Here is a 12,297-nt window from a genome sequence, read left to right on the forward strand (position 1 = left end):
GCTCAGGGCGCGACGAGAGCGCTCAGGTGCTTCCACTCGTTGTCCAACGAGGCCTTCAGCCAGTCGCGATGGAGTGAGGGAAGGGGCCACACGTCGATATGAATCTGATTGGACGCGGCAGCCATCGCCCGGCCTCTGGCGAGGTCCGCGGTCACAGAGGCCCGCTTCACATCGAAGTCTGGCAGCAACCTGGCGCCCTGCTCCATCTGACGCAGGCCCATCAGCCGTTCCACCAGCGTGTTTCCTTCAGCGATGCGTTCGCCCAGGGTCCACAGGACGCGTCCCAGCCGAATCCGGTCCTTCTCTGTCAGCTCCGTCGTGGCTCCCACCCGCTTGAACAGGACCATGGGGCCCACCAAAGCCAATTCGCCCACCGCGGCCATGAAGGCTCCATCAACAGGAGCCTGGATTCCCGCCACCTTCATCCGCCGCTCCGCATCCGAGTACAGCCGAGCAAAGGAGGTGGTCCGGTACCGGGGCAGGGCAGCGATTCGCTCCAGTGCCTGAAGCTCTTCCGCCGTGAGCGGCGCCTCCTGCGACGTGTTCTCCAGCAGCATGAGCAATGGCAACTGCGATTCCTGGGACTCGACGGCGAGCGGCGTCAGCCGTTCCCGCAGCGAGGCTTGGATTTGCCGCCGCGCCGTTTCATCCCTGACTTCGCTGTGAAAGGTCTCGAGGGTCGCACGCAGCAGGTCGGGATCCGCCACCTCGGACAGGTGACGCGCCATCCACCGCTGCTGCTCCTTCGATGGCCCCCCCATCAACGCGGCGAGAAACCGTGTGTCCGGAGCCTGCGTGCCATTCCACACCGCACGGATGGCCACCGGTCCCCAACCGGGCGTTTCCTCCGGAAGGAGTGGCTCCACCTGGAAGTCCGGACGCCCCGCCTCGATCCAGGCGGCGATGAAGGCTTCACGCCACTCACCGGTGGGGTTCGCCCGGCGCAGCCGAACGAGTCCTTCGAGAACCCGGCCTTCCGCATGCTCGGGAGCCGCCTCGCGCAGCGAGGCCACGGTCTGGGCCGCCGCGTCCAGGGCTCCCTGCTCCAGCAGCACACAGGCCTGGACCATCAACGCCCCTGGCTCCTTCGGTGCGACCTTCAATACCGAGGCGAGCTCCAGCCGAGCCTCGGACAACGCCCCGGTCCGCGCCTGGCTCGCGGATTCGCGGATCCGGTCCGCGACGGTCCTCTGGGGAACTTCATCCAGGGAGGGAGCAGGCGTTGCTCCAGTCAGGAGCACGCCCAGGGCCAGCAGGGACAGGGACCGCCTCGGAGCAAGCATCCGCGCAGTCTACGCCTTCTCCCTTCCGCCGACCTCAGTCGCCGACGCGCAGCTCGCGCAGATGTTCGACCACCCAGCGGTATACCGGTTCGACGTCCTTGAACTGGTTGTTGGAGATGGCCATCACCAGCGCTTCCGCTTCATCAATCGTGGCGTCCACCTCCAGGCCCATGCACGCCAGGGCCTCGCACATGGCGAGCCAGGAGATGCGCTTGTTCCCATCCACGAAGACCTGCTTCGTCGCGATGTAGAAGAGCAGGTAGACGGCGAACAGGAGCCCCGGGACCGCTTCCGGCGGGGCGCCGTACTCCTCCGCGGTCCAGGCCGCGCCCAGGGTCGCGCCAGGGCCCAGCGCATCACGGACGCCCACCCTGCCACCATGCGCGGCGATGCCCTTGGCCTGCAATGCCTGAAGCCGGGTCAGGCCGCAGAACCGGTCATACGGCTGCGCGTCGCTCATTGGGCCAGCCTCCGCAGCAGTTCACTCCACTTCCGCAGGGTGTGCGCATCACGTTCCTCGGCGCTTGGAACCGGCACGTCAGCACCCGCCTGGCGGATCCAGATGAGCCGGGGCTCAGGCCCCATGACGACCATCGCGGAGATCTCTCGCAGGTGAGAGGCCTGCTCCACCTGCACCGCCGTGGCGGTCACCGTGAGGTCTCCGCCGCCCGGCCGCACGATTCGGATGGCCCGCATGTTCGACTCGGCAGGCTCCAGCCCGCCGACGGCGCCGTGAACCACTTCCAGGTGAGGCAGCATCCCAGGTCCCCCTCCGCGAGCATCATCGGCTCGACCTCGAACGCATCCGCGTAGCATGTCCCCTGGAGCCTGGTCACCCCCCAGGGAGGGAGCCTGCGCCTCCGAGCACCGCGACGGCCATCCGCGCTGCTACACTCCCACTCCTCCATGGCCAACCAGGATTGGGTCTCGCGCCTGCTCACCGGACGCGCGTCGGCGGACAAGGGCCTCAGCGTCCACCTCTCCGAGCGCGACGGCGGCAGCCTCCACGACAAGATGCGGCAGGCGTATTGGTGGATCACCAACAACGCTGTCATCTGCCCCTACTACGACATCGAGTTCGGCGGCACCGCCGCGCTCAAGAACACCGCCGGGGACGAGGTCCACCTCCCGGAGGACATGAGCTACAGCTCCTTCGTCCTCATCCCGCTGCTCACCCTCTTCACCTGCCGCCGCGCCCTGCTCGTGGGCGGACCGGGCCGCGGAAAAACCACCTCCGCCATCCTCATGGCCCTGCTCTCCGGCATGGGCCGCGAGGACGTCCACCGGGGCATCCAGCGCGGCCACCCGCAGCTGTCCATCGCGGACCTGCTCGGCGCGCCCCTGCCCTCCGACATGCTCAAGGCGGAGGACCTGTCCGCCGTGAAGGTCAGCTGGCGCAAGTGGATCACCCAGCGCGTGAAGATCATCGACGAGTACAACCGCATCCCCACGAAGACCCAGTCCGCCCTGCTGTCGCTGCTGGGCGAGGGCTACGCGGAGATGATGGACCAGTACGTCTACACCGGCCGCTCGTCCTGGTTCCTCACCGCCAACGATGACCAGGGCGGCGGCACCTTCCAGGTCATCGAAGCGCTCAAGGACCGCCTGGACGTCGTCGTGCGCGCCGTGCCCTTCAACTCCGGCTTCGTGGACACGCTGCTCCAGCGCATCGAGTCCGACAAGTCCCCGGAGGAGATGCTCCCCAAGGACATCGTCTTCACGCCCGGCGAGCTGGAGAATGCCTACAACTCCATCCTCGCCGTGGAGGTCCCCAAGGGCGTGCTGGAGCGAGTGGCCTTCTTCCTGGGCCAGCTGGACTTCTGCCGCATGGCGTCCCCGCGCTTCGAGTTCAAGCACAAGGACACGCTGAAGCTCGCGGGACAGACCGTGTCCGCCGTGTGCAACGAACAGTGCCCCTTGGACAAGAAGGTGCACCTCTGCACGCAGACGGAGAACGGCACCAGCGTGCGCGCGTACCAGACCATCCTCCACTTCGCGAAGGCGCTCGCGTTCTTCCGAGGCCACCGCGTGACGGAGCTGGAGGACTTCCGGCAGATCATCCCCTGGGTGCTGCACGAGAAGCTCACCCCCAACGCGCGCAGCCCCTTCTTCGAGGCGAAGGGCAACAAGCTGCTGCTCCAGGACCGCGTGGCGTGGATCCGCAACATGTTCGACATGGCCATGGCCCGCTACGGCACGCACGCGCCCGTGCGCCAGAAGGTCGTCGCCCTGCGCGCGGAGCTGGACCTGGGCCTGTCCGGCGTGGACCTGCGCACCACGGAGAAGCGCCTGTCCGCCGTCACCGTGCTGATGAACGACCTGATGACCCGCCAGGAGTTGTCCGGTCCGGTGTACGAGGACCTCATCCACTTGAAGTCCCTCTACAGCCGCTACCGCAACTACGCGACGTGGCTGAAGGAGAACCCGGGCGGTCAGGGGAAACAGCCATGAGCGAGTTCGTCGACAACCTGGAGAAGGAAGCCCGCGGCCGGTTCGTGCGCTGGGACCGAGCGCTGTGGAGCGCGTTCCTCAACGGCCCGGTGGTCCGCCTGGGCCGGGCGCTCAAGGACGGTGACGCCGCGTCCGGAGAGGAGCTCCTGCGCGACTACCTGCGCCTGGGCGCGGAGGGCATCGGGCTGGGCTACATGTATCCGGGGTCCGCCGGGCGGGAGAACTTCTTCACGCTCGCGTGGCGGGAACTGCTGCCCCGCCTGTTGCCGGACCTGCGACAGGAGGAGCAGGCCCCAGCGCTCGCGCGCGTGTGGAACCTCAGCGAGAACCTGGAGTCCGCGCCGCCCTGGGTGCAGCGGCTGTTCTGCCGCCTGGGCGCGAACCTGTCCTCGCTGAAGGACCTGGAGGGCCACCTGCACACCATCGCCAACGAGGCGATGGAGCCGCCGACCCAGGTGCTGGGCGACACGTCCACCGCGCAGTGGGTGGACCTGTCCCAGGAGGACTCGCGCTTCATGCCCGGGGAGATGCACTTCCTGGCGCCCGCCGTCGTCTGCGTGCACGACCGTCACCGCGCCACCGCCGCCGGCGGACGCGACGCGGCCACGCAGGGTGTGTGGCTGGTGAAGAAGCCCATGCTGCTGGGGCCCATGGGCTGCAACGAGCGGCTGGAGCCCGCGACGGGCAAGCCCTCCAAGGCGCTCACCTCGCTGGCGCAGCGCGACCCTCGCGCGGGGGATTGGTACAGCACCCAGCACAACGAATGGCGCGCGGTGGCCACGATGCACACGTCCCAATGGCTGGCGGTCATCCTGCCGGCATGAGCGCGGGCGCGGCCTTCACCCCGGAGGAGGTGGAGCGGTGCTGGCGCGACGCGCTGGCGCTGTGGGACGTGCACGTGCAGTTGAGCCCGCCCGAACCGCACCAGCCCTTCCGGCCCGGCGAGGCCACACCGAACGAACCGCTCGCGTACATCGACCTGGTGCGCCGGCAGGTGTTCGTCCACTTCGAGCTGCTGGCCCGCATGGGCGCGCGCGACAGCCTCACCGCCGTGCTGGCCCATGAAATCGGCCACCACGTGCGCTTCCCGCACACGCTGGGGTGGGACGCGGAGCTGCGCGTGCTGGAGCAGCGCCTCATCCCCGGCCTGGGCCAATCGCTCACCAACCTGTTCTTCGACCTCCAGGTGAACGAGTTCGTGGGGCGCACCCACGCGGAAGCGCTGTGCCAAGTGTACCGGGGCTTCCTGCGCACGCCCGACGGGCGCGACAAGAACAAGCGCAGGAGCAAGAAGACGAAGGGGAAGGAGCAGGCCCCCGACCCGGGCGGGCCATCCCCGCTGTTCTGCTTCTACCTGGCCATCTACGAGGAGCTGTGGCGCAGGGAGCCCGGACACCTGGTGCCCGAGGCCCTGCTGCCGAAGCTGGAGGAGGCCTACCCGGGCTTCCGCGCGCAGGCGCGCATGTTCGTGCAGACGTTCTACGCGCTGCCCGACCCGCGCCTGCAATTCCTCTACTTCTGCGCCGCGTTCATCCGCTTCATCGACCTACCCTCGGAGGTCGGCTTCTGCATTCCGCTGGCCGGCGACCTCGGCACTCCGGACGAAGGCGACCTGGACGCGGCGGTGCAGTCCGGAGGCCGGTGGGAGGACGCGCTGAACGAGGCCCGCGCGAACGGCTGGCTGGACGACTCGCACGACACGAAGGAGTCGGATCCGCTGGAGACCATCCGCCGCGCGACCGCGCACCTGCCCGGCAACGACGGCGGCAGGCTGCGGCGCGCGCTGGTGGCCCGGTACTACCGGCGGCTCGTGGACCAGTACATCCTCAAGCTCCCCGCTTCGCCCTCGAAGCCGGAGCCCTACCTGCGCACGATTCCAGAGGCGTGGGAGTACGGCGACGACCCGACCACCATCGACTGGACGCTCACGGTGATTTCGCAGGGGCATCTGGCCGCCGTGGCCCCGCTGCGCCGCGAGTTGGAGGCGGACCTGCCGCCCCCGTCGGACCTGGGCGTGCCCGCGCTGGAAATCTATCTGGATACCAGCGGCTCCATGCCCAACCCGCAGCAGGACCTCAACGCGATGACGCTGGCCGCGCAGGTGCTGTCGGCCTCCGCGCTGCGCAAGGGCGCCACGGTGCGCGGCATCATCTACTCGGCGGACAACCCCATCGTGTCCCCGTGGATGTACGACGAGGAGACAGCGCGCGACTTCTTCTTCCACTACATCGGTGGAGGGACGTGGTTCCCCGTGGAGGTGATGGACGAGCTGTCCGTGGAGCGGCCGGATGCGCTGCGCGTCGTCATCTCCGACAGCGACTTCCTGTACAACATGCGGCAGGAGAACGCGCTGCCGCGGTTTGCCCGCGCGATGAACCGGTCGCGCCGGGTGGTGGCCTTCCTCGCACTGCCAGACGACGCCCCCGCGCGGCAGGTGATGGCGCCGGTGATGGGAAGCCCGCGCTTCCGGCTGGCGACCGTGCAATGGATGTCTGACTTTGGCCGTGCCGCCGCGGCACTGGCCGATGCCCTGTTGGAGAAATGATGGCGGTCTCGATTCCCCTCATCCGTGAGCAACTGGCGGCCACGCCCATCGTGTCGCCGTATCCGCATGACCTGGCGGTGGCCATCGTCTGCGACACCTTCCGCATGGCGAGCCAGCGTCCTCCGTCGCAAGCCGAGTGGGCGAAGCTGGAGCAGCGCGTGAAGAACCCGCTGTTCCAGGAGCAGGTGGGCATGCTCGCGCACGTGCTGGTGTCGTCCGACCTGCGCAAGAAGACGGTGCTCTACCTCACCGCGGACCGCACCCCGCAGGCGCGCCTCCAGCAATTCTTCGAGGAGGTGCATCCCCTCACCGCGGAGATGATCCGCTCCAACGCCTTCCGCCAGGAGGAGTTCCTGCGCAAGTGGCTGGCGGCCCTGGGCGCGGACATCGAAGGCGAGACGGAGGCCGACTCGAAGCGCCACCTCAAGGAGCTGGACTACCGGCAGGCCGTGACGGACCTGCGCAAGGTGGAGGAGGCGCGCAAGAAGGAGGCGGACCGGCGCCAGGAGATGCTCCAGGAGGCCCAGCGCAAGGAAGCCGAGGCCCGGGGCTGGCGCGAGTGACGCTCGGGGTCGCGCCCAGGGCCCGCATCCGCCGTGACAGTCACACGCAGCGCCCGCACCTGCCGTGGGCGCTGGACGTGGCGGCGGGCCTGGCGCGCGGCACGGCCACGGTGGACGAAGCCGTCGCCCGCACGGAGCTGGAAGCGCGCCTGCCAGCCTTCCGCGAAGCGCTCCTGGGCTCGCCCTACTACGTGCGCGTGCTGCGCGAGTCGGGCCTGCACCCCGGCGACCTGCGGCGTCTGGAGGACCTGCGGCACTTCCCCGCGCTGGACCGTGCCACGCTCGCGCGCCACTGGGAGGACATGCCCACGCTGCCCGCCGCGTCCGACGAGTGCGTGGTGGTGAAGAGCTCCGGCACCACTGGAGACCCGGTGAACGTGCTGCGCGACCGGCGCGACTGCCTGCTCATGTGGGCCGTGTTGCGCTTCTTCACCGAGCGCACCAACACCGTGCCTCCACCGCGTCCGCGCGTGGTGCTGCTGGATGCGCTGCCGGGCGGACTGGAGTACTCGGTGCGCCTGCCGCTGTTCCACGACGGCGCCCTGCACCGCGTCTCCGTGCTGCGCGACGACGCGGTGGCGCGCCTGCAACGGGTGAAGGCCTCCGTCGTCTTCTCCGACCCGGAGGGGTTGCGCTGGCTGCTGGCCCATCCGGAGGTGCCGTCCCCCCGGCTGGTGCTCACCTCCGCGCAGCACCTGCCGCACGCGCTGCGCGATGCATGGAAGCAGGAGCGCGGCGTGCCGGTCCTCAACTACTACGCCGCCACGGAGACGGGGCCGCTCGCGTGGGAGTGCCTGGAGGACTCGAACCGGGGCCGCTTCCACGTGCTCACGCCGGACGTCTGGCTGGAGCCGGACGGGGACGAGGTGGTGGTGACGCGGCTGCGCCCCAGCGTGCTGCCGCTGTTGCGCTACCGGCCCGGGGACACCGGCACTGTTCGGCGCGACGCATGCGCCTGCGGCTTCCATGGCTGGACGCTGACGGGCTTCGGCGGACGCGGAGCCTGCGCGTTCCACACGCCCTCCGGCCGCGCGGTGGACGCCTGGTCGCTGGCGTGGGTGTTCAAGCACCACCCGCTGCGCGCGTTCCGTCTGACGCAGGTGACACGGGAGCACTTCACGCTGGAGCTTTCAGGCGCACCCGCGGACAGCGTGGCGGCGTTGTGCGAGCGGCTCACCGCGGCGCTACGCAACCTGGGCTGGACGATGCCGGTGGTGGAGGCGCTTGGTGCGGAAGGGCTGGCACCGGCCGCCAAGCCGCTCCCCTTCCGTTGCGAGCTGACGCTTCCGGGGTGAGCCAGCCCTTCGCCCGGTCGTTTGCCCTGGATTCCCGCGCCTCGCGTGAAGATTCTCCCAGGGAGGGTGCACCCGCACGGAGGACACATGGAGACTCGGAAGCTGGGCAGGCAGGGCCTCACCGTTTCGGCGCTGGGCCTGGGCTGCATGGGCATGTCGGAGTTCTACGCGGGCCGCGACGACGCGGAGTCAGAGGCCACGCTGCTCCATGCGCTGGACCGGGGCATCACCTTCTTCGACACGGCGGATGCCTACGGGCCCGGCCGCAACGAGGAGCTGGTGGGCCGCGTGCTCGGCCCCCACCGCCAGAAAATCGTCCTGGCCACCAAGTTCGGCCTGGTGCGTGACCCCGCGAATCCCCAGTCGCGCGGCGTCAACGGCCGGCCGGACTACGTGAAGCAGGCGTGCGACGCGAGCCTGAAGCGCCTGGGAATGGACGTCATCGACCTCTACTACCTGCACCGCGTGGATCCGAAGACGCCCATCGAGGACACCGTGGGCGCGATGGCGGAGCTGGTGAAGGCCGGCAAGGTGCGCTTCCTGGGGCTGTCGGAGGTGAACTCGGAGACGCTGCGCCGCGCGTGCGCCGTGCATCCCATCACCGCGCTCCAGTCGGAGTACTCGCTGTGGAGCCGGGACCCGGAGGACGGCGTCCTCCAGACGTGCCGCGAGTTGGGCGTGGGCTTCGTCCCCTACAGCCCGCTGGGCCGCGGCTTCCTCACCGGCCAGTTCAAGCGCTTCGAGGACCTGCCGGAAGACGACTACCGCCGCCACTCGCCCCGCTTCCAGGGGGAGAACTTCCAGCGCAACCTCAAGCTGGTGGAGCACATCGACCGGCTCGCGAGCCAGAAGCAGTGCACGCCCGCGCAGCTCGCGCTCGCCTGGGTGCTGTCGCGCGGCGAGGACGTGGTCCCCATCCCCGGCACCAAGCGCCGCAAGTACCTGGACGACAACCTGGGCGCCCTGGACGTGAAGCTGACGAAGGAGGACCTGGCTGCCATCGAGTCCATCGCGCCGCCGGGCGTGGCCGCGGGCGAGCGCTACCCCACCACCATGCAGGGGCTCCTCCAGACCGATGCACGGAAGGAGGCACGCTGACGGCCGGCCCCAGGCCCGTCCGCCCCGCGCATCCATGACCGCGCCCGCTCCGTCCGCCCCGCCGCATCCGCCGGTACCCCCCTCCTCCCCGCCTCCGCGCGCGCCGGAGTCGTTCCAGAAGGAAGAGGGCTCCGCGCTGCTGAGCTATGGGCTGGCGGTGGTGGGGGTCGTGGTGGCGTTCCTCGCCCAGCGGCTGCTGTGGCCCTACATGTCCGGCGCCCCGTTCCTGGCCTTCTTCGCCGCCGTCGCGTTCGCGGGCTGGCGAGGAGGCTGGGGGCCGGGGCTGATCGCGACGGCCCTCTCGCTGGTGACGGTGGACTACTTCTTCCTGGCCCCCCTGGGGAACTGGATCATCCACCCCGGCAACCTCATCGCGCTGAGCTTCTTCCTCGCGCTGTCGATGTTCGTGACGTTGCTCAACGTGCGCCTGCGCCGGGCCAACGCGGAGCGCGCGGACCTGCTGGAGCGCGAGCGCGCCTCCCGCGCCGCCGCCGAGTACGAACGCGCGCGCCTGCACGAGCTGTTCATGCGCGCGCCCGCGCACCTGGTCATCTTCCGCGGGCCCCAGCACGTCTTCGAGCTGTCCAACCCCCTCAACTCCGCGATGCTGGGCAACCCCGAGCGTCTGTTGGGCGAACCCGCGCGCGAGGTGGGACCGAAGGAGGAGGCCGAGCGCGTGGCGCGCATCCTCGACCACGTCTACGCGACGGGCGAAGCCTTCGAGGGCCGGGAGGTGTCCCTCAAGCTGCCACAGCCGGATGGCACCCTCCGGGAGTTCATCTTCGACGTCACGTACACGCCCACGCACGACACGCACGGGCAGGTGGACGGCATCGCGGGCTTCGGCTTCGACGTGACGGACCTGGTGCGCGCACGAGCCCGGGCGGAGCGGCTGGCGCGCGAGCTGTCACACAACGAGGAGCACCTGCGGCTGCTGGCGGGGGCCAGCTCCTTCCTGGCCACGTCGCTGGACTTCAAGGCCACGCTGCGCAACGTGGTGCGACTGGCGGTGCCCTCGCTGGCGGACTGGTGCCTCATCGACACGGCGCTGGAGGACGGCACCTTCCAGCGCATGGAAGTGGAGCACGCGGCCACGGAGCCGGAGGAATTCGCGGAGCCGCTGCGGTCCCGCACGACGTACGTGTCGGGCCTCCCCAAGATGGCCGGCCCCGAGTCGATTCATCACGGGCAGCCCTTCTTCATCGAGAACTTCACCGACGACCTCCTCCCGCAGTTCACGAGTGACCCCGAGCGCATCGCGCTGCTGAAGGAGCTGCGCGTCCGCTCGCTGGTGGTGGTGCCGCTGGTGGCCGGGGAGCGCTCGCTGGGGCTGCTCAGCTTCGTCACCACGCACCGCTCCGGGAGACGCTACACGTCCGCGGACCTGCCCTTCCTCCAGGAGCTGGCCAACCGCGCCGCGCTCTCCATGGAGAACGCGAGGCTGTACCGCGAGGCGCGCGAGGCGGTGCGCCTGCGCGACGAGTTCCTGTCCATCGCGAGCCACGAGCTGAAGACGCCGCTCACGCCGCTCAACCTCAAGCTCCAGGCGCTGCGGCGCGAGCTGGAGCGCCACCCGGGTCCGGTGCCGCGCGAGCTGGTGGAGCGCTACCTGGACGTGGGCTCGCGGCAGATGAAGAAGCTGGCGGAGCTGGTGAACGACCTGCTGGACGTGTCGCGCATCGCGGCCGGACGGCTGTCGCTGGAGTGCGTGCCCATGGACCTGGCGGAGCTGGTGCGCGACGTGGTGGCCGCCTACGAGGGCCCCGCCGCGCGCTCCGGCTCCGTGCTCCAGCTGGAGTGCGCGGACGCCGTGACGATGGGGATGTGGGACCGGCCTCGGCTGGAGCAGGTGGTGGTGAACCTGGTGGACAACGCCATCAAGTACGGCCAGGGGCGCCCCATCCAGGTCCGTCTGGAGACGCGCGACGGAAAGGCGGCGCTGACGGTGCGGGACCAGGGCATCGGCATCTCGGAGGAGTCCCTGCCGCGCCTCTTCGGCCGCTTCGAGCGCGCGGTGAGCGACCGGCACTACGGAGGCCTGGGCCTGGGCCTCTACATCACCCGCACGCTGGTGGAGGCCATGGGCGGCACGGTGCGAGTCGAGAGCCGTTTGGGCCTGGGCTCCCTCTTCACGGTGGAGCTGCCGCTGCCCGCACCACCGGCGGACGTGGGAGTTCCGGCGCCCTGATCAGGAAGCGGCGCGAGCGCGCGGCAGCTGCGCGTGGGGCTCCCAGGGGCCACTGGAGCCCAGGCAATGGCGGCAGGTGGCGAGCGGGGTGTCCCGCTCCAGGTAGCCCAGCAGGCGCGTGAGCAGGTCCGGGTCATCCAGCGGCACGCCATCGTGTTCGACGAGCGCGGGCAGGTGCGGATGCTCCGCGGCGAAGACGGTGGCGACGTGGGGCGGCCGGGTGCAGGTGAAGAAGCGGCCCTGGTGGACCAGGTGGCAGCGCTGCTTGAGCCAGCACTTGTCGAAGACGTCCCGCACCTCCGCGTCGGACGTGAGGGGCGCGTCCGGGGTGATGCGCTGGAAGCGGTCGATGGCCTTCACCGTGAGGTGGACGCCGTGCCGGTCGCAGCGCTCGGTGATGCGGGCGATGGAGCGTTCGGGCAGGGGCGCGGACGTGTAGAACGACAGGGTCATCCGGTCGAGCCGTTCGTACACGGCATCCGGAGCGCTCTGGGCGAGGAAGCCGTTGGTGGTGACGGACACCTGTTCGGTGAGGCCAGAGGCACGCACCACGTCCAGCACGGCGGGCAGGTCCGGGTGGAGGAAGGGCTCACCGCCGGTCAGCTTGAAGACGTTGGGCTTGAGTACGCGTGAGAGGCGGCGCAGGTCCTCGGCCAACGCCTGGGGGGACACGGCCCACGCGGGCAGGTGCGGCGACAGCGGGCAGCACTGAGCGCAACGCAGGTTGCAGTGCGTGGTGACGTGCGTCTCCAGGGACCAGGTGAGGACGCGGCTGTCGTGAAGCTCGTAGCGCACGGCGCGGGAGTCTAACTGACACACGCACCGCCCTGGGGGCCCGTATCCCTCCACGAAGTCCGAGGGTTACAGGTGCGCC

General features: G+C 69.7%; 11 protein-coding genes. 7 read left to right on the plus strand and 4 right to left on the minus strand.

Annotation, left to right across the window (positions count from 1 at the left end; all coding sequences use genetic code 11):
- Nucleotides 1-2 precede the first annotated feature (2 nt).
- Genes D7Y04_RS26220 through D7Y04_RS26230 form a run of 3 tightly spaced genes read right to left on the minus strand, consistent with a single transcriptional unit; the run spans nucleotide 3 to nucleotide 2,042 of the window.
- Complete coding sequence (locus D7Y04_RS26220; RefSeq protein WP_121761038.1) at nucleotides 3-1,283, minus strand: hypothetical protein; 1,281 nt, start codon at nucleotides 1,281-1,283, stop codon at nucleotides 3-5.
- A gap of 34 nt (nucleotides 1,284-1,317) precedes the next feature.
- The gene (locus tag D7Y04_RS26225) at nucleotides 1,318-1,743 is read right to left on the minus strand and encodes a type II toxin-antitoxin system death-on-curing family toxin (protein ID WP_121761039.1); all 426 of its coding nucleotides are present in this window, start codon (nucleotides 1,741-1,743) and stop codon (nucleotides 1,318-1,320) included.
- Nucleotides 1,740-2,042, minus strand: coding sequence for a hypothetical protein (locus tag D7Y04_RS26230; protein WP_120597613.1), 303 nt, complete (start codon nucleotides 2,040-2,042; stop codon nucleotides 1,740-1,742). The genes D7Y04_RS26225 and D7Y04_RS26230 overlap by 4 nt, the downstream gene beginning before the upstream one ends.
- A 147-nt stretch (nucleotides 2,043-2,189) precedes the next feature.
- Here D7Y04_RS26230 and D7Y04_RS26235 point away from each other — a divergent pair, with 147 nt between their 5' ends.
- The 7 genes from D7Y04_RS26235 to D7Y04_RS26265 all read left to right on the plus strand — a co-directional run bounded on the left by D7Y04_RS26235 (nucleotide 2,190) and on the right by D7Y04_RS26265 (nucleotide 11,423).
- Nucleotides 2,190-3,734, plus strand: a complete 1,545-nt coding sequence (locus D7Y04_RS26235; protein WP_121761040.1) for an AAA family ATPase — start codon at nucleotides 2,190-2,192, stop codon at nucleotides 3,732-3,734.
- A complete protein-coding gene (locus tag D7Y04_RS26240; RefSeq protein ID WP_121761041.1) occupies nucleotides 3,731-4,558 on the plus strand; it encodes a hypothetical protein in 828 nt (275 codons plus the stop codon). The genes D7Y04_RS26235 and D7Y04_RS26240 overlap by 4 nt, the downstream gene beginning before the upstream one ends.
- Nucleotides 4,555-6,279 carry a M48 family metalloprotease gene (locus tag D7Y04_RS26245; protein ID WP_121761042.1) on the plus strand — a complete coding sequence of 575 codons (1,725 nt, stop codon included), beginning with the start codon at nucleotides 4,555-4,557 and terminating at the stop codon, nucleotides 6,277-6,279. The genes D7Y04_RS26240 and D7Y04_RS26245 overlap by 4 nt, the downstream gene beginning before the upstream one ends.
- Nucleotides 6,279-6,842, plus strand: a complete 564-nt coding sequence (locus tag D7Y04_RS26250; RefSeq protein WP_121761043.1) for a hypothetical protein — start codon at nucleotides 6,279-6,281, stop codon at nucleotides 6,840-6,842. The genes D7Y04_RS26245 and D7Y04_RS26250 overlap by 1 nt, the downstream gene beginning before the upstream one ends.
- Complete coding sequence (locus tag D7Y04_RS26255; RefSeq protein WP_120597610.1) at nucleotides 6,839-8,137, plus strand: phenylacetate--CoA ligase family protein; 1,299 nt, start codon at nucleotides 6,839-6,841, stop codon at nucleotides 8,135-8,137. Before D7Y04_RS26250 ends, D7Y04_RS26255 begins: the two co-directional genes overlap by 4 nt.
- Nucleotides 8,138-8,224: 87 nt before the next feature.
- A complete protein-coding gene (locus tag D7Y04_RS26260; RefSeq protein ID WP_121761044.1) occupies nucleotides 8,225-9,235 on the plus strand; it encodes an aldo/keto reductase in 1,011 nt (336 codons plus the stop codon).
- A 34-nt stretch (nucleotides 9,236-9,269) separates the two neighbouring features.
- Nucleotides 9,270-11,423: an ATP-binding protein gene (locus D7Y04_RS26265; RefSeq protein WP_121761045.1), complete on the plus strand. Its 2,154-nt coding sequence runs from the start codon at nucleotides 9,270-9,272 to the stop codon at nucleotides 11,421-11,423.
- On the opposite strand, the gene D7Y04_RS26270 is transcribed toward D7Y04_RS26265, so the two are convergent.
- Nucleotides 11,424-12,218: a radical SAM protein gene (locus D7Y04_RS26270; protein WP_120597591.1), complete on the minus strand. Its 795-nt coding sequence runs from the start codon at nucleotides 12,216-12,218 to the stop codon at nucleotides 11,424-11,426.
- Between the last annotated feature and the right edge of the window lie 79 nt (nucleotides 12,219-12,297).

Source organism: Corallococcus sp. AB038B (genome assembly GCF_003668955.1).
Taxonomy (GTDB): Bacteria; Myxococcota; Myxococcia; order Myxococcales; family Myxococcaceae; genus Corallococcus; species Corallococcus exiguus.